13 protein-coding genes are annotated in these 17,848 nt (G+C 60.6%); 5 read left to right on the top strand and 8 right to left on the bottom strand.

Translation table 11 applies throughout. The features are described 5' to 3' along the window. Nucleotides 1–46: 46 nt before the first annotated feature. Nucleotides 47–970, top strand: a complete 924-nt coding sequence (locus tag HF682_RS09175; RefSeq protein ID WP_308418718.1) for a glutaminase — start codon at nucleotides 47–49, stop codon at nucleotides 968–970. Nucleotides 971–979: 9 nt separating this feature from the next. On the opposite strand, the gene HF682_RS09170 is transcribed toward HF682_RS09175, so the two are convergent. From HF682_RS09170 to glnE, 8 genes are all read right to left on the bottom strand, one after another. Then, nucleotides 980–2,209: an EAL and HDOD domain-containing protein gene (locus HF682_RS09170; RefSeq protein WP_168877002.1), complete on the bottom strand. Its 1,230-nt coding sequence runs from the start codon at nucleotides 2,207–2,209 to the stop codon at nucleotides 980–982. 19 nt (nucleotides 2,210–2,228) lie between these two features. Further along, a complete protein-coding gene (locus HF682_RS09165) occupies nucleotides 2,229–3,608 on the bottom strand; it encodes a phosphomannomutase/phosphoglucomutase (RefSeq protein WP_168877001.1) in 1,380 nt (459 codons plus the stop codon). Then, nucleotides 3,609–4,628: a YheT family hydrolase gene (locus HF682_RS09160; protein ID WP_168877000.1), complete on the bottom strand. Its 1,020-nt coding sequence runs from the start codon at nucleotides 4,626–4,628 to the stop codon at nucleotides 3,609–3,611. Next, nucleotides 4,628–5,041, bottom strand: a complete 414-nt coding sequence (locus tag HF682_RS09155; RefSeq protein ID WP_168876999.1) for a YybH family protein — start codon at nucleotides 5,039–5,041, stop codon at nucleotides 4,628–4,630. The genes HF682_RS09160 and HF682_RS09155 overlap by 1 nt, the downstream gene beginning before the upstream one ends. Then, nucleotides 5,034–6,095 (bottom strand): lipopolysaccharide heptosyltransferase II, encoded by a 1,062-nt coding sequence (waaF, locus tag HF682_RS09150; RefSeq protein ID WP_168876998.1) that lies wholly within the window; start codon nucleotides 6,093–6,095, stop codon nucleotides 5,034–5,036. Before waaF ends, HF682_RS09155 begins: the two co-directional genes overlap by 8 nt. Nucleotides 6,096–6,131: 36 nt before the next feature. After that, nucleotides 6,132–6,338: a zinc-finger domain-containing protein gene (locus tag HF682_RS09145; RefSeq protein WP_168876997.1), complete on the bottom strand. Its 207-nt coding sequence runs from the start codon at nucleotides 6,336–6,338 to the stop codon at nucleotides 6,132–6,134. A 39-nt stretch (nucleotides 6,339–6,377) separates the two neighbouring features. After that, on the bottom strand, nucleotides 6,378–7,301 hold the full coding sequence (locus HF682_RS09140; RefSeq protein ID WP_168876996.1) for a branched-chain amino acid transaminase: 924 nt from the start codon (nucleotides 7,299–7,301) through the stop codon (nucleotides 6,378–6,380). Nucleotides 7,302–7,406: 105 nt separating this feature from the next. Further along, nucleotides 7,407–10,088 carry a bifunctional [glutamate--ammonia ligase]-adenylyl-L-tyrosine phosphorylase/[glutamate--ammonia-ligase] adenylyltransferase gene (gene glnE, locus HF682_RS09135; RefSeq protein WP_168876995.1) on the bottom strand — a complete coding sequence of 894 codons (2,682 nt, stop codon included), beginning with the start codon at nucleotides 10,086–10,088 and terminating at the stop codon, nucleotides 7,407–7,409. Nucleotides 10,089–10,259: 171 nt separating this feature from the next. Between glnE and HF682_RS09130 the strand changes: the two genes are divergently transcribed. The 4 genes from HF682_RS09130 to HF682_RS09115 all read left to right on the top strand — a co-directional run bounded on the left by HF682_RS09130 (nucleotide 10,260) and on the right by HF682_RS09115 (nucleotide 17,433). Next, nucleotides 10,260–14,180: a YhdP family protein gene (locus HF682_RS09130; RefSeq protein ID WP_168876994.1), complete on the top strand. Its 3,921-nt coding sequence runs from the start codon at nucleotides 10,260–10,262 to the stop codon at nucleotides 14,178–14,180. A gap of 45 nt (nucleotides 14,181–14,225) precedes the next feature. Next, complete coding sequence (locus tag HF682_RS09125; protein WP_168877626.1) at nucleotides 14,226–15,035, top strand: carbon-nitrogen hydrolase family protein; 810 nt, start codon at nucleotides 14,226–14,228, stop codon at nucleotides 15,033–15,035. Nucleotides 15,036–15,070: 35 nt separating this feature from the next. Continuing rightward, nucleotides 15,071–16,531: a metalloprotease TldD gene (tldD, locus tag HF682_RS09120; RefSeq protein ID WP_168876993.1), complete on the top strand. Its 1,461-nt coding sequence runs from the start codon at nucleotides 15,071–15,073 to the stop codon at nucleotides 16,529–16,531. A 137-nt stretch (nucleotides 16,532–16,668) separates the two neighbouring features. Next, nucleotides 16,669–17,433 carry an SDR family oxidoreductase gene (locus tag HF682_RS09115; protein ID WP_168876992.1) on the top strand — a complete coding sequence of 255 codons (765 nt, stop codon included), beginning with the start codon at nucleotides 16,669–16,671 and terminating at the stop codon, nucleotides 17,431–17,433. The last annotated feature ends 415 nt before the right edge of the window (nucleotides 17,434–17,848 follow it).

The following is a 17,848-nucleotide window of genomic DNA, read 5'->3' as shown; positions in this document are numbered from 1 at the left end:
GTGTTTAACGTGGTGGCATTTTTATTTGAGAGAGATGAGCGTGGCCGTGCACGAGCCAGATTATGCGCAAATCCTGAGCGCCATTGCCGAGCAGGTTGCGCCACTGTGCAAGCAGGGGCGGGTTGCCGACTATATCCCTTCACTGGCCAGCGTGCCGGTGGATCAATTCGGCATGGCAGTTCAGCTGCTGGACGGCAGGCGCTTCAGTGTGGGGGCAGCGGAGCAGCGTTTTTCGATTCAGAGCATCTCCAAACTGTTTAGCCTCACGCTGGCGTTCCGGCTGCTGGGAGACGCGGTCTGGCAGCGCGTTGGGCGGGAGCCTTCGGGCAATCCGTTCAATTCGCTGGTACAGCTGGAATACGAGCAGGGCAAGCCGCGTAACCCCTTTGTCAACGCGGGGGCACTGGTGGTGACGGATATCCTGTGTCAGCACCATGCCCAGGCGGAGGTGGCGGTATTGCAGTTCATGCGCCGCCTGACCGGTATCGCCGACCTGAATCTGGATGCCGAGGTGGCCCGCTCCGAGCTGGACACCAGCTTCCGCAATGCGGCAATGGCCAATTTCATGAAAGCGTTTGGCAACCTGCGCGCCCCGGTAGATGCCGTACTGCGCAGCTATTGCCATCAGTGTGCCATTGCCATGAGCTGCTCCGAGCTGGCGCATGCAGGCCTGTTTCTTGCGAATGGCGGAGTGATACCAGGCTCAGGGGAGCGCTTGCTGACCACCAGTGAAGCCAAGCGCTTGAATGCGGTATTGCTGACTTGTGGCACCTATGATGCCGCAGGTGATTTTGCCTACCGGGTGGGCTTGCCAGCTAAAAGCGGGGTGGGGGGGGGCATTCTGGCTGTGGTGCCGGGCATCTTGTCCGTCTGCGTCTGGTCGCCCGGGCTGGACAGTAATGGTAACTCGCTGGCAGGGACTCAGGCGCTGGAGCTGTTTACCACCTTGTGTGAGAACTCCATCTTCTAAGCCGATTGACTAGCTGCTTTTTCCCAGCTGCATAACCCAGTCCAGTGCTGCAAGCTGAGTGTGACTGAGGATATCCAGTGTGAGCTCAGACCAGTTGCTCAGGTCAGGCGTGCGCTCAGGCTGCTCACTACACTCGACCAGACCCAGCAGCTGGCCATAGCGGCCTGTGCGTTGCAGTAGCGCCTCTGTAACAGCATCGCTCAGGTTGAGGGGCTCCAGCAGCGCTTGTAGGGGTTGCTGGAACAGCGCATCCAGCAGGGAGAGCATACCAACGGTAAAGGCTTGGTCTTGCTCATTGCGTGACCAGCGCAATTGCTCCGCCAGTAGCTCCATCTGTTTGCCACGGGTGCTGGCCAACTGCATCAAGGGGCTGGGTTCCTGATCGTCATTGGTGGATGAAACGGAGAAAATCAGTATTTGTAGCCAGCGCTTCAGCTGTTGCCGCCCCAGCACCACAATGGCTTGGTGCATACTTTCAATACGACGACCAATACCACTCCCCACCGAGTTGACCAGCCGCATCAGGCTCAAGGTCAGGTCGGGCTGGCGTTTGAAAACTTGCTCGATGTCTTCGGTTTCGGCATCACTCAGCACCATGCCCAGCAGGTTCAGCAGGGCAACTTGTGATGGATTGGCTCGCTTACCTTGCAGCATGGTGGGCTTGGCAAAGTGGTAGCCTTGGTAGAGATGGAAGCCCAGCTTCTGGCAGAGCTCAAATTGCGCCTGGTTGTCTACCTTCTCGGCGAGTAACTGCACGGGCAGGGGCTTGAGCTGCTTGACCACCTTTTGCAGATCGGCGTCCGTCATGGCCAGCAAGTCCAGCTTGACGATGTCAATCCACGGCACAATATCTTTCATGCGTGGCCCAATGGAGACCACATCATCCATCGCCAGGGTATAGTCTGCTTTTTTCAATTCCTGACAGCGGGCGATGATGGCATCGTCTATCTCAATGGTTTCCAGCAGCTCCAGCACCATCTGGTCCTTGGGCAGCAAGGTGACCAAGTCTGACAGCAGCATTTCGCGCGAGAGGTTGATGAAGCCCTTGTGTCGCCCCAGCACATGCTGGACCCCCAGCTCTGAGAACGCATAGTGGATGACGGCAGATGTCGCGGCAACGTCATCGCTGATGATAGCGCCGTTCTGCTGGCTGGCCCTGAACAGCAACTCGTAAGCATACAGCTTGCCGTTGCGGTCGAGGATCGGTTGTCGGGCCAGGTAAAACGGGTGCTGGCTCATGCGGGCTCCATGCCTGGGGTCAGAAGGGCAAGGTCAGCTCCGGGTGAACCGTCAGCAGTGCCTGGCGGAAATCATGCTGAATGCGCTTGAGTGATTTGCTGTCCTTGCCTTCAAAGCGTAGCACAAGCACCGGGGTTGTGTTGGAGGCACGGACCAGACCGAAACCATCCGGGTACTCTACGCGCAGGCCGTCAATCTTGACGATGTCCTTGGCACCATGAAAGCGGGCACGTTCGGTCAGCGAGGCCATCAGGCTGTGCTGCGCGCCTTCCTTGCCGCAGTCGACGTGCAGCTCTGGCGTGGATGGCTGGCTGGGCAGGGCTTCGAGCAAGGCGCTCGGGTTATCGACCCGCGACAGGATTTCCAGCAGGCGTGCGCCGGCGTAGATGCCATCATCAAAGCCGTACCAGCGTTCCTTGAAGAAGATGTGACCACTCATTTCACCGGCCAGCGGCGCACCCAGTTCCTTGAGTTTGGCCTTCATGAAGGAATGCCCGGTGCGCCACATGACAGGCTCGCCGCCCAGATCCTTAACCCAGCTGGCCAGCAGGGCAGTGGATTTGACGTCATAGATGATCTGGCTGCCGGGATGGCGCTCCAGGATATCGGCCGCAAACACCATCATCTGCCGGTCCGGGAAAATGATCTGACCAGACTTGGTGACCACCCCCAAGCGGTCGCCATCACCATCAAAAGCCACACCAAATTCGGCGTCGGTTTTCTGCAGGGCATCAATCAGGTCGGCCAGATTTTCCGGCTTGGCCGGGTCAGGGTGATGGTTAGGAAACTGGCCATCCACTTCGCAAAACAATTCACGTACGCGGCAACCCATGCGGCGATACAGTACCGGGGCCAGCGCACCGGCCACCCCATTGCCGGCATCCACAATGATGTTCAGCGGGCGTTGCAGGCGGATGTCGCTGGTGATGCGCTGCAGGTAGGCCTCACGCACATCTTGCTGCTGATAGCTGCCTTCACCTTGATGCAGCCGATTTTCTTCGATACGCAGGCGCAGCTGCTGGATGGTATCGCCAGCCAGCGTTTCACCCGCCAGCATCATCTTCAGGCCATTGTATTCCGGTGGATTATGGCTGCCGGTGATCATGACCGCAGAGCCGGTTTCCAGATGGTGGGCCGCAAAGTAGGTGACCGGGGTAGCGACCTGGCCGATGTCGATCACATGGATGCCACTGGCACGAATGCCCTGGGACAGGGCTTCAGCAAAAGCCGGGCCTGACAGGCGGCCATCGCGGCCGATGACAATGGTTTTGACCTGGCGATCGCGGGCTTCACTGCCGATGGCGTGACCGATCTGGCGCACCCGCTCCTCAGTCAGCGATTTGCCGACGATGCCACGGATGTCGTAGGCCTTGAAGATTTCTGCTCCGGATTTTGCCATCTAACCACGCTCCAGGGATAAGCTGCCCAGCAAAGGCCCAAAATGGGCCAACAAGCAATGTGGCAGCCAGTTATTATGATCATGAAACAACGAGCCCGACAAGAATCCGGCGTGCCCCCCTTGTTGCGGGAACAACCGTTTCACCGCAGGGGAGACTTCATCGGCTGCAGGCAGACTGTTGGCCGGGATAAAGGGATCGTTGCGGGCATTGAGTAACAGGGTGGGTATCGTGATTTGTGGCAACAGCGGCTTGCTGCTGGCACGTCGCCAGTAATCTTCCACTCCCGCAAAGCCATGCATCGGCGCGGTAACGTAGTCGTCAAAGGCCTTGAGGGTACGCATCTGTTGAATACGCCCGGCTTGTAACCACGCTGTCAATTGTGGGTGGCGCTGCAAGGTGAACAATACTTTGGGTTTCAGGGTGCGCAGGAATTCCCGCGCATAGAAATGCCGGTTGATGCCCTGATCAAGGCAGGCGCCCGCTGCCCCGAGGTCCATGGGGGCTGAAATGGCGGCCGCAGCCCGCACGGATGACGGCACAGCAGTCCCCTGTTCTCCCAGCCATTTCAGCATGGCGTTAGCCCCGAGTGACACACCTGCCAGCAGGATGGGGCGGGTAGGGGCAATGCTGGCCAGGCGGCGCACAATCCAGTCGACTTCGGCGCTGTCACCGGCGTGATAGGCCCGTGGCAACAGGTTGTCGATACCCCCGCAGCCACGAAAGTGCGGCACCACGGCTTGCCAGCCCTGGCGGGCGGCCATTTGCAGCAGGTGGGCTGCATAGTTGCTGCGGCTGCTGCCTTCCAGCCCGTGGAACAACACCAGCATGGGGCGGGTGTCGTCCAGTCGGTAGAGGCTGTCGAGCGCGATGCGGTCCTGGTCTGGCGTGGTCCACAAGGTGCGCACCAGCGCGGGTTGCGGGCGTCTGGCCCATAGCGCGGGGATGATGGTCTGGGCGTGGCTGCCACACAGCCAGCGTGGGGCGCGGTAGCTTAGCGTGGACGCTAAGGGGGGAGCCATCAGTGCAAGACCAGTGAACTATCCGGCTCGGCCACACTGGGTGAGGCATGGTGAGCCAGCAGGCGCCAGCCGCGCTCGGTGTGCAGGAAGACATTGGTGGCGGTGATCCAGTGGCGCTGTTCGCCCTGGCTCATGACTTGAACCAGTTGCACCACACTGTGTACGGCCAGCTGGCCGTCCTGCACCATCGTGCGCTGGTGCAGGTGGATGTGCAGGTCGGGGGACTGGCCAAACAACAACTCCCAGCCGGTCATGATCTCCTGCAAGCCATTCAGGCGTTGCCCCAGCGGCAGGATGCAGTAGGCGCGCTCATCATCGGCCCACAGTGCGGTCAGGGCGCTGAGGTCGCGGTGTTCGAGGGCATGATAGAAAGCGTCTTCGATGTCTTGCGGGGAGGCTGCAGTATCAAGCATGCGGTACGGTCAGACTGTCGGGGCTAGGGGCCGTGACGGGGGCGGGATGCCAGTGCATCTTCTCCCAGATTCGGTCCGGATGTAGTTCGGTCAGGCATTGCAGATGCCCCAGCGGACAGGTGCGCTGGAAGCATGGGCTGCACTCCAGAGCCAAGTGGGCCAGCTTGGCCTTGTCTGACAGTGGCGGGGTAAAGTCCGGGCTGCTGGAGCCATAGATGGCGACCAAGGGGCGGTCCAGCGCGGCGGCAATGTGCATCAGGCCAGAATCATTGCTGACCACCTGGCTGGACAGGGCCAGCAAGTCAATGGCCTGGGTCAGGCTGGTCTTGCCGCACAAGTTGAGCGCACCAGGCGCTTGCTGGACAATGGCTTCGGCATCCTCGCTGTCCTTGCTGGAGCCGAGCAACCAGACCTGCCAGCCCGCCTGACGGGCACGGCGGGCCAGATCCGCGAAATGTGCAGCAGGCCATCGCTTGGCAGGGCCAAATTCTGCACCAGGACAGAGCGCCAGCGCCGGGGTCTCATCCTGCAGCCCAAGGGCAGACAGGGTCGCCAACTGTTGCGCACGGCTGCTGCTGAGCTGCGGGCGCGGCATAGCGGATTCTGCCAGCGGTGGTGTCCCCGGCTCCTCCGCCAGCCAGACAAAGCGCTCGGCCATGGTGGGCAGGGTGACCGGGTCCAGCTTGCGCAGGTCGTTGAGCAGACCATAGCGCTGCTCGCCCTTGAAACCGGTGCGCTTGCGGATACCGGCAAAGAAGGGCACCAGGGCTGACTTCAAGGAGTTGGGCAGCACGATGGCCTGGTCATAGCCTTGCACTGCCAGCGAGCGCCCCAGCCGCATGCGTGAGCGGAACTTGATGTCACCGTGCACAAAGGGGTTTTCAAAGCTGGCGTGGACTTCAGGCATGCGAGACAGCAGCGGGCGGGTCCAGGCCGGGGCCAGTACGTCCAGCTGCAGCTCCGGGCCATGGCGCTGGTGTAGCCGCTTCATCAGCGGCTGGGCGAGGACCGTGTCACCCACCCAGGCCGGTGCAACAATCAGAATGCGGTACACGATGGATTCAATCAGAAAGGCTGGCGACAGCGCGGCTCAGTGGTGGCCACCGGCCAAGGCACCACCCTTGAGGGTGTACAGGGTGCCGCAATAGGGGCAGCGGGCTTCGCCGGTCTTGGCGACCGGCAGGAACACGCGCGGATGGGCATTCCACTTCTGCATGTCAGGCATCGGGCAGTGCAAGGGCAGGTCATCTGCCGTTACTTCGATGCTTTTTTGTGTATTTTCAATCAATTGGGACATGTTCGCTCGTCCTGAAAGGGGGCGGCTGCCCCCACTCAATTACTTTACAAAAGTCAGCCAGTCGAGATGCTTCTCATCCCGGCCCTGTACCACATCAAAGAACATCTTCTGCAGTTGCTTGGTGATGGGGCCTGCACTGCCTTCGCCGATCTGGCGGCCATCCAGCTCGCGGATGGGCGTGATTTCTGCGGCCGTACCGGTAAAGAAAGCTTCATCGGCGGTGTAGACTTCATCACGGGTAATGCGCTTTTCCACCACGGTCAGGCCGATTTCATTGGCCAGCTGTACCACCGTGTCACGGGTGATGCCTTCCAGAGCCGAGGTCAGGTCCGGGGTGTACATCTTGCCCTTGCGGATGATGAAGATGTTCTCACCCGAACCTTCTGCCACGAAGCCATCCACATCCAGCAGCAGGGCTTCGTCGTAACCCTGGCTGCTGGCTTCCTGGAAGGCCAGAATGGAGTTGACATAGTTGCCCGATGTCTTCGCCTTGCACATGGTGACGTTTACGTGGTGGCGGGTGAAGCTGGAGGTCTTGATACGGATGCCTTTTTCCAGCGCTTCCGCGCCCAGATAGGCACCCCAGGTCCAGGCGGCGACGGCCACGTGTACTGACAAGGTCTTGGCTGAAATGCCCAGGGCTTCCGAGCCATAGAAGGCAAACGGGCGCAGGTAGGCGCTGTCCAGATTGTTGTTGCGGATCACCGAGACCTGCGCATCCATCAGGGTCTGGATGTCAAAGGGGACTTTCATGCCGAGGATCTTGGCCGAGTTCAGCAGGCGCTCGGTGTGTTCTTTCAGGCGGAAAATGGCCGGGCCACGGTCGGTTTTGTAGGCGCGCACGCCTTCAAACACGCCCATGCCGTAGTGCAGGGTGTGGGTCAGCACATGGGTAGTGGCATCCCGCCACGGTACCAGTTTGCCGTCGTACCAAATCCAGCCGTCACGATCCGCCATCGACATGTTTCAAAGTCTCCTGATTGTTGCAGATGCCTTGCCTGATCGTTTGCCAGGCTCAAGCGAAAGTCTTGATTGTATCCGTTTTCACGCCCGCCGGTAAGCCGACGGTCAGCGGGTTTGCTCAAACACCGCTTGCCACAGCGCCAGCACGGCCTCGCGTTCGGCCTGTCGCAGAGGGCCAGGAACGCGGTTGTGAGGTTGCCCCCCCAGTCGCAGCACATGCTGCTGATGGCGCAGCTGGCGGTAGGCGTCGCGTGCGGCATCAGCAATGGCGGGCGGGATCAGTCCATACTCACCGGCTGCCTTGAGCAGTGCGATGTTGCCACTGTTGCGGGTCAACTCCGGGTAACGGGCGGCGTGGGCCAGTACCAGATACTGCACGCAGAATTCCACATCAATCAGCCCCCCTTCATCATGCTTGACGTCGAACTCACCCGCATGCGGCGGATGGGCGTGGTGCATCTTGTCACGCATGTCGAGCACGGCCTGGCGCAAGCTGGCCGTCTCGCGCGGACGGGCCAGTACCGCTTGCTTGACCTGCTCGAACTGCTGGCCAATGTCGGCATCACCGGTAATGTAGCGGGCACGGGTCAGCGCCTGGTGCTCCCAGATCCAGGCATGCTGCATCTGGTATTCGGTGAAGGCTTCGACCGTTGACACCAGCAGCCCGCTCTCCCCATTGGGGCGCAGCCGCAGGTCCAGTTCGTAGACATAACCGGACGGGGTGGGGGTGCTGAGCCAGGACGAGAGCCGCTTGGCCAGTCGGGCGTAGTTTTCGCTGGCGTCCGGATGCGGGTCATCGTAGAGGAAGATCAGGTCAAGGTCGGTCGCGTAGCCCAGCTCCTTGCCGCCCAGCTTGCCGTAACCCACCACCGCGAAGCGGGGTGCCTCACAATGGCGCTGACGGATATCCTGCCAACACAAGGGAATGCAGGCGGCCAGCAATAAATCGGCCAGATCGGAGAGATAGTCACCCAGCGCTTCTACCGTGTGCATCCCGGCCAGGTCCTGCGCCACCAGCCGGAACACCTGGGTGTGATGCACATCACGCAGCACGTTCATCAGCTGTTCGGTATCGCCGGGGTGCTCGGCCAGCCGTGCCGCCAGCTCGCTGGCCAATGCGCTGCGCTCGGGCGGGGTGTACAGCACCCGCACGTCCAGCAACTCATCGAGCAGGATGGGATGGCGGGTCAGATACTCCGACACCCACGGGCTGGCAGCGTAGAGGGTTGCCAGCTTCTGCAGGGCTTGCGGATGCTCGACCAACAGGGCGAGATAGGACTCGCGGCGGCTAATCACTTCCAGCAAGTGCAGTAAGCGCCCCAGCGTTTTGTCTGGCTGCGGCTGGCGGGCGGCTGCAGCCAGCAGCGGAGGCACCAGCCAGTCCAGCCGGCGACGGCAGTTTTCCGGCAGCGACTGGTAGCGGTTGCCGCTCTTGAGCTGTGCCAGCAGATTGAGTACCGTTGCAGGCTCGGCAAAGCCCAGCTCTGCCAGGCGAGGTAGCGTTTGCTCCGGGTTATCCACTTCCAGCCAGATCGGGTCCAGCGGGTGATCGCGTCCTTCCACTGGTGCTATGAACACCTGCTCGAAACGGCGGGTGACCGCTTGCCGGTGTTGCTCCAGTTGCTGCAGCAGGCTGGCGTAGTCCGGCAAGCGCATGGCCTGGGTGACCATCGCTTGCGCGGCCTCACTGGTGGGCAGGCGCTGGGTCTGCTGGTCATCCAGATACTGCAGCCGGTGCTCCAGCCGTCGCAGAAAATCATAGGCAGACAGTAGTTCCTCCACCGCTTCGGCAGGCAGCAGGTTGAGTGTGGCGATTTCGCGCAGCGCAGCGCGCGTGCCCCGCAGCTGCAAACGCGGTGCTCGGCCACCCCGAATCAGCTGGAAAATCTGGGCGATGAATTCGATCTCGCGGATGCCACCCGGCCCCAGCTTGATGTCGTCTTCCTTGTCACGTCGGGACACTTCCCGGCGGATTTGCGCGTGCAGGTCGCGGATGGCCGCATAGGCACCATAATCGAGGTATTTCCGGTAGACGAAGGGGCGTACCAGCGACATCAGCCCGGCGGATTCACCGGTAATCACGCGGGCTTTCATCCAGGCATAGCGTTCCCATTCACGTCCCTGGGTAATCAGGTAATTCTCCAGCATGGCGTGGCTGGCCACCAGTGGCCCGCTTTCACCATGCGGGCGCAGGCGCATGTCGACCCGGAACACAAAGCCATCCGCGGTGACATCATGCAGGCTGCGGATAAGGCGTTGGCCCAGGCGGGTGAAAAACTCATGGTTGCCCAAGCGGCGCGGCCCCTGAGTTTCGCCATCCTCCGGGTAGATGAAAATCAGGTCGATGTCGCTGGATACATTCAGCTCTTCGCCGCCCAGCTTGCCCATTCCGACGATGCTCAAGGCTTGGGGTTCGCCACTTTCTTCGCCCATGGGCTCGCCATGGGTACTGACCAGCGCTTGATAGTGAAAGCGGTAGGCGGTTTGCACGACAAAGTCAGCCAGCTGGCTGACAAACTGCACCACTTCATCCAGGTCTGCCAGCCCTGCAACATCCCTTGTAATCAGCGCCAGCATGGCTTGCTGGCGCAGCTGGCGCAGGGCTTGCGCCAGCTGGGTGTCATCCTGGGGATCGGTCGGACCCCACCAGTGTTCCAATTGTGTGCGACTGAGCGGGTGCAACAAGGCTGGGCTGACTTGCTCAACCCGCTCCGGGCGGGATTGAAGCAAGCGCTGAACATAGTGGCTGACCTGGGCGGCTTGCTGCAGCATGGTATCCGTGTGCATGATTGCTCTATGATTGGGGTCTTCAGGCAGCAGTGTAGCGCGCACTGGGCGATTGGTCAGCCGGGAACCATTGCGCGCCGACGAAAGCCAAAAGAATGATAAGCTTGCGCCCTGCCTGGATCGGGGTGTTCCTGAGCGGGCTTGACCGACGTGACTTGAATTGACCTGATTTTGACTTCGCTGCCCGAAACCTTGCCCACCGAGCCTGCCGAGACGGAGCTGCCTGCCGTCATGCACCGGCGGGGCTGGCATCGCCTGCCACAGCGGGTGCTGCGCTGGCACGGGCGCTGGTTGTGGCGTCTGCTATTGCTGCTGGTATTCCTGCTGTTTGCGCTGATCGGCGGTTTACGCTACTGGTTGCTGCCGCATATTGATGATTACCGCCCGTGGATTGCCGACAAGCTGACGGCGTCTATCGGCATTCCGGTTCAACTGGACCGGCTGGAAGGGGAGTGGCAGGGCCTGAACCCCACGCTGGTGGTGCATGGCTTTCGCATGCTGGACCCGCAGCAACGCCCGGCCATTCAGCTGAAGCGGGTGGATACCACCTTGTCGTGGTGGTCGCTGCTGAGCGGCGAGATTCGTTTTGCTGACATGCGCGTCGAGCAACCGGCGCTGGATTTCCGTCGTAGCCGCGATGGCGTGATCTACCTTGCCGGTTTGCCGCTGAATCGATCCAAAAGCACACCCGATAATGCGTTTCCAGACTGGCTGCTCAAGCAGGGGCGTATCCGGATTGAGGACGCGCAGCTGAGCTGGATTGATGAGCTACGGAACACCCCCCCCATTACCCTGAGCAAGCTGGACGTCACATTGTTGAACCGTCTGGGCCGTCATCGACTCGCGGTGAGGGGCACACCACCGGCAGATCTGGCGTCAGAGCTGGATTTTCGTGCCAATCTGCAAGGGGAGCGTGTACAGGACTGGCAAGACTGGACCGGCCAGCTGTACCTGCGGCAAGACTATGTGGATATGGCGCGGCTGCGTACCTGGCTGCCTGTTAGCGAGCTGCCGCAGGGGGTACCCAGCCAGGGGCGTGGCGGGGTGCAGGTCTGGTTGAAACTCAATCAAGGGCGGGTGGCAGACGCCACGGTTGATGTCGCCTTGCGTGATGTGCGCTTGCGCATGGCGGAGACCACCCCTGAGCTGGCCCTGCGTCAATTGAGCGGGCGCGTGTATTGGGCGCTGGCGACAGATCGCTTGCAAGTCAAGACCAATGACCTGCGCTTTGATTTACGGGATGGCACCAGCCTGCCGCCCTTGTCGCTGGACCTGACGCTGCTGCGTGATGGGCCGCGCAGTATCAAAGGGGGCACGCTGACCGCAGTGGCGCTGCCGCTCAGCCCGTTTGCCCGTCTTGCGGCTTACTTCCCGTTACCCGCGCCCCTGCCAGACTGGCTCAATGGGCTCTCCCCGCGTGGCGCGCTGAAAGACGTGAAGCTGGCCTGGCAGGGCAGCGGTCGCCCTGCGCATTACTCGGCGGATGCCCAGCTGGACGACCTGGGTATCAGTGCCTGGCGCGGGGTCCCCGGTGTGGATCATCTGAATGGGCGAATCCGCATTACGGAAAACCAGGGTGAACTGGCCTTGCAGAGTGGCAAGCAGTCGCTTGCGTTGCCGGGTGTGTTTGAAGTGCCTTTACCTATTGATCGTTTGCAGCTGAACGCAGGCTGGTTGCGGCAGCCGGATGGGCAGTGGTCCGTGCAGCTCGACCGGTTGCAGCTCAGCAGCCCGGACCTGGAAGGGGTGTTCCATGGGCAGTACCGCACGGAAGCCAAGGGTTCGGGCTGGATCGATTTGCGTGGTGAGCTGGCGCGGGGCGAGGCCAACGCCGTGTGGAAATATCTGCCACTGGTGACGGCGGAGGATGCGCGCCACTGGCTGAAGGCCAGCCTGCTGCAAGGACGTGGGGTGGACGGCCGCCTGCAGTTGACCGGGCGGCTGGATGAGTTTCCTTTCGACAAGAAAAAAGGCCTGTTCCACATTACAGCCCGTGCCGAAAACGTGCTGATGCAGTTCAACCCGTCCTGGCCGAAGGTGGAGCAGATTCAGGGGGAAATAGAATTCCTCGGCGACGTGATGACGGTGCGTGCCCGCCAGGCGCGCATCATGGGTACCCAGGTGCAGCAGGCTGAGGCCAAAATCGGGGCGCTGTCACATGCCGAGCTGCTGACCGTAGAGGGTACGGTGAATGGGCCGATGGCCGCGTATCTGGATTACGCGCAAAAAAGCCCGGTGAAAGAAGTGGTGGGCGATTTGCTGGATGATGCAGTGGCGAAAGGCGATGCCACCTTGCAGCTGCAGATCAAGGTGCCGCTTCGCCACGCGGTGGATACCAGTGTCAATGGGGCCTTGCGCTTCCAGAACAACCGGCTGCAGATCAACCCGTCCATTCCGGTGATTGACCGCGCCGAAGGGACCTTGCTGTTTACCGAAAAAACGTTTGGCCTGCAGGGCGGGCGGGCCATGGTATTGGGCCATCCCGCCAGCTTTGTGGCCAATACCGATGCAAGTGGCACGGTGCGCTTGTCCGGCAGTGGTCGTGCCGGTGCGGCAGCCTTGCGCCAGCAGTTTGAGCTGCCATTCGAGCATGCCTTGCAGGGTGAGACCGACTGGCAAGCCCTGATTGCCCTGAACAAGCGCCGTACCGATGTGCGTATCAGCAGCACCTTGCAAGGGCTTGCCATTGATTTGCCTCAACCAATGCGTAAAGCTGCAGCAGAGAGTTTGCCGCTGCAGCTGGAGCGGCTACCGATGAATGATGACGCCACCCGCTGGAATATCCGTCTGGGGACGCTGCTTGCCGCCAGTATGCGACAACAGGATGGCAAGCTGGAACGCGCCAGCATTCAATTGGGCAAGGTGAGCGGGGTGCCTGAATTACATGCGACGCCTGGCCTGACGGTGATGGGTAATCTGGCCAGGCTGGATATGGATGCCTGGATTGAGCTGCTTCAAGCGGAGCCCTCTGGTAGCAGCTTGCCGGTGCAGCAGGTGCAGGCGGGTGTGACCGAGTTGGAGGCGGCAGGCCGTATCTGGCACGACGTGCAGGTCAAGGCTAGCCAGACACGTTACGGACCCAAGCAGGAGTCGCCGCGCTGGACCGCACAGGTCAGCGCCCGTGAGCTGGAAGGTCGGGTGGACTGGCTGCCGGAAAAGGACGGCTTGGTGGTGGCGCGCCTCAAGCGGCTGGCATTGCCAAAGCAGCAGGATACAGTGACCAAGGGTTTGTCAGAAGGTAAGAAGTCCAGGCAGCCCCCGGCGCTGGACATTGAAGTGGCCCAGTTTCAATATGGCGATAAGCAGCTCGGGGAACTGAAGGCGCTGGCGCGGCCGGACGGTGAGGACTGGCGCTTGCAGCAGGTACGCCTGACCGTGCCGGAAGCGGTGTTGAGCATGGATGGCCAGTGGCAGGATAATGCGCCCAATTCCGTCCTGAAGATCAATCTGAAGATTGACACGTCGGACGCGGGCGCTTTGCTGGACCGGCTGGGCTACCCCAATACGCTCAAACGCGGCAAAGCGGTGCTGGAAGGGCAACTGGCCTGGGCGGGCAGCCCGTTCGAGCCGAATATTCCGACCCTGGCGGGCAAGCTGACCTTGCAGGCCAGGGAGGGGCAGTTCGTCAAGCTGGACCCCGGTGCCGGGCGACTGCTGGGCGTGCTGTCGCTGCAGGCGCTGCCTCGGCGGATCGCGCTGGACTTCCGTGATGTGTTCAGTGACGGTTTGGGCTTTGATGAAATCACGGCATCAGCTCGCGTACAGCAAGGTGTGATGCACACGGATGACTTCAAGTTGACCAGCCCGGTCGCGGGTGTGGTGCTGCGTGGCGATATTGATCTGGTACGGGAAACCCAGACCTTGCATGTACGGGTGGTGCCGGTGGTGGGGGATAGCGTATCGGTGGCTGCGGGTCTGGCTTTGTCCAACCCGGTGGCGGGTCTGGCGGCCTTCCTGTTGCAAAAGATCCTGCGCGACCCCATCGGCCAGATGGTGGCGTTTGAATATGATGTGACCGGCCCGTGGAGTAATCCCAATGTGGTCAAGACTGGCGATGGGCAAAAGACTGATAAGCCGGTTACCAGTAAATAAGGTGGCATGGGCCGCCAGACAATGAATACGAGGATGTCCATGAGCATGACGCAACGCTGCAGTGTCGCCAGTATCCAGATGGTGGCGGGAACCGACGTAGAGGGTAATCTGGCTGCGGCTGCCCGTCTGGTACGCCAGGCAGCGGCCCTAGGCGCACAGCTGGTGGTGTTGCCGGAGTACTTTGTACTGATGGGGCAGCATGATCAGGACAAGGTGCATATTGCCGAACCTGCAGGGCAGGGCCGGATGCAGACGTTCTGCGCAGAGCTGGCCCGTGAATGCAAGGTCTGGCTGGCAGCAGGCACCTTGCCGCTGCAGTCCAGCCACCCGGACAAGGTGCGTAACAGTCTGCTGGTGTTCAATGCGCAGGGCGAGCAGGTCTGCCGCTACGACAAGATTCACCTGTTTGGTTTTCAGAAGGGGGCTGAGTCCTACAATGAATCCAGCAGTATTGAAGCCGGTGACGCAGTAACCGTGCTGGATACCCCCTTTGGCCGCATCGGGCTCGCCATCTGCTACGATATCCGTTTTCCTGAGCTGTTCCGCCAGATGGGGCGCATCGACATCCTGATTGTTCCGGCAGCCTTTACCCGCACCACCGGGCAGAAACATTGGGAGGTCTTGCTGCGCGCCCGAGCCATTGAGAACCAGTGTTTCGTGATTGCATCCGGGCAGGGTGGCCTGCATCAGAACGGGCGTGAAACCTTTGGACACAGCATGGTGATTGACCCTTGGGGCGAGGTACTGGCCTTGTGGGAAGAGGGCGAGGGCATGGCGCTTGCCACACTGAACCCGGAACGTCTGGAAGAGGTCCGCAGCAATTTGCCTGCGCTGGCCCATCGGGTGCTGGGCTGAGCCACATCAAACTTAATGTAATGGATACTGTAACCATGAGCCTTGCTGCTACGCATACGCCAGCGGACCTGATTGAACATGCTGCGGCACAACTGCTGCACCCCAACCAGCTGGATGAATCGGCGCTGGAGCACGTGTTTGCGGACATCATGAGTCATGATGCCGACTACGCCGACCTCTACTTTCAGTACACCCGCTCTGAAGGCTGGTCGCTGGACGAGGGCATCGTCAAGGCGGGCAGCTATAGCATCGACCAAGGGGTAGGCGTGCGGGTGGTGAGTGGCGACAAGACCGCCTTCGCCTATTCCGATGAAATCAGCCTGCCGGCATTGCGTCAGGCTGCTCAGGCGACACGTGCCATTGCCCGGCACGGTCAAAGCAAGATTGCGCCGCAGCTGTTCCGCCAGTCCGGGCGAGGTCTGTATCTGCCACTGGATCCGATTGTCAGCCTGGAGGCGGCGGAGAAGGTAGCCCTGCTGGAGCGCCTGGAACAGATGGCGCGCGCGCTGGATCCCCGCGTCAAGCAAGTGATGGCCAGCATGGCCGCTGAGTACGATGTGGTCTATGTGGCGCGCGCCGATGGCGTTCGTGCTGGCGATGTTCGCCCTCTGGTACGGGTCAATATCCAGGTGATCGTCGAGCAGAATGGTCGGCGCGAGCAGGCCAGCGCCGGTGGGGGTGGCCGTTTTGATTTTGCCTGGTTTACAGACGAAGTCTTGCAGGGCTATGCCAGCCGTGCAGTCAAAGAAGCCATCACCAACCTCGATGCCCGCCCTGCGCCTGCAGGACAGATGACGGTGGTGCTGGGACCGGGCTGGCCCGGTGTGCTGCTGCACGAGGCCGTTGGGCATGGCTTGGAAGGCGATTTCAACCGCAAAGGCAGCTCCGCCTTCTCCGGCCGCATTGGTCAGCAGGTTGCCGCCAAAGGGGTGACTGTCGTTGACGATGGCACGCTGGCGCAGCGCCGTGGTTCGCTCTCCATCGACGACGAAGGTACCCCGACGCAGTGCACCACCTTGATTGAGGACGGTATTCTTAAAGGCTACATCCAGGACACCCTGAATGCCCGCCTGATGGGTGTAGCAGCCACCGGCAATGGTCGCCGCGAGTCCTATGCTCACCTACCCATGCCGCGCATGACCAATACCTATATGCTGGCAGGCCACACCCCGGCAGAGGAAATCATCGCCTCAGTCAAGGACGGCCTCTATGCGGTCAACTTTGGCGGTGGGCAGGTCGATATTACCAGTGGCAAGTTCGTGTTCTCGGCCAACGAAGCCTGGAAGATCGAAAACGGCAAACTGGCTTACCCGGTCAAAGGCGCAACCTTGATCGGCAATGGCCCGGAGGCCATGAACCGCATCTCCATGATCGGTAACGACATGCAGCTGGATACCGGCGTGGGCGTCTGCGGCAAGGAAGGGCAGAGTGTGCCGGTGGGGGTCGGTCAGCCCACCCTGCGCATTGATGGTTTGACCGTCGGCGGCACCGTTTAACCTGCAACGTCCTGCTGGATTGCGCTCCGGCAATAAGGCCTGGAACGTCGCTAATCCAGCAAGAAGCGGAATGCCCTGCTGTCAGGGCTGCCCCTAGACTGCAACCTCCATGACATGATTTAAAGACGGAGGTTGAAGTGGGGCAATTAGACGGAAAAGTCGTCATCATCACTGGAGCCAGTTCCGGTATCGGGCGCGCAGCGGCCATGCTGTTCGCCCAGGAAGGGGCCAAACTGGTGATCAACGCCCGCCGACAGGCCGAGCTGGACGAATTGGCGAAAGCGATTACGCAGCAGCATGGGGAGGCGGTTGCCGTCGCGGGCGACATTACGGAAGAAGAGACTGCGGCACGATTGGTTGACACTGCGGTAACGTGTTTTGGTGGGCTGGATGTGGCATTCAACAATGCAGGTGCATTGGGCGCAATGGGACCGGTCCAGAGCATCAGTCAATCAGGCTGGCACGATACCCTGAATGCCAACCTCTCCAGCGCCTTCCTTTGTGCTAAATACCAGATCCCGGCCATGCAACAGCGAGGGAAGGGAGCTTTGATCTTTACCTCCACCTTTGTGGGCCATCACATCGGTTTCCCCGGGATGGCCGCTTATGCGGCAGCAAAAGCGGGTATCGTTGGGCTAACCCGGGTGCTGGCTGCGGAACTGGGGCCTGTTGGTATACGTGCCAATGCCATCCTTGCCGGCGGTACAGATACCCCGATGGGCCAAGCGGTTGCCAATACACCGGAGGCAAAAGCATTCGTCGCGGGTTTGCATGCTTTAAAGCGAATGGCTCGGCCGGAAGAAATTGCCCAGGCTGCGCTCTATCTTGCCTCGGATGCATCCAGTTTCATAACCGGTGCCGCCATGGCGGTCGATGGTGGCGTCACCATTACCCGTACTTGAGAGTTGATGCGCTTTGATTAAAACAACACCGCCTTCGGGCGGTGTTGTTGTATGTAGGGTCAGGAAAGAAGCCTTGAGGGGTGATTTGGGAGCTTTTCCCAAGACAAAAGGCGCATTCCTGAGGCCGAATTCCCAGTGAGGATTGGCCGCACAGCACGTTTTGCAGAGGAAAAGCCGTGAAGCCGCAAAAAACTTTTGCTGAATAAACGCTGCCGCATCAATGGTTTGTCTTGGTTTGGTGGTGGGGTGCTGCAAAAAGTGCGTGTTGGGGTGTTGACGGTTGATGCTGGTGTGCGTATAGTTCGCATCTCTGCTGCTGACGCAGACGACGAAACGAAGCGAAAAGCTGCTGAGTTTAGCGAAGTCTGAAGTTGGTTGCAACTGCTCTTTAACAAATAAACAGCCGATAAGTGTG

The sequence above is a fragment of the Leeia aquatica genome (assembly GCF_012641365.1).
GTDB lineage: Bacteria > Pseudomonadota > Gammaproteobacteria > Burkholderiales > Leeiaceae > Leeia > Leeia aquatica.
The sequence above is the reverse complement of the archived record's forward strand: the minus strand, read 5'-3'. Positions and strand labels throughout refer to the sequence as shown.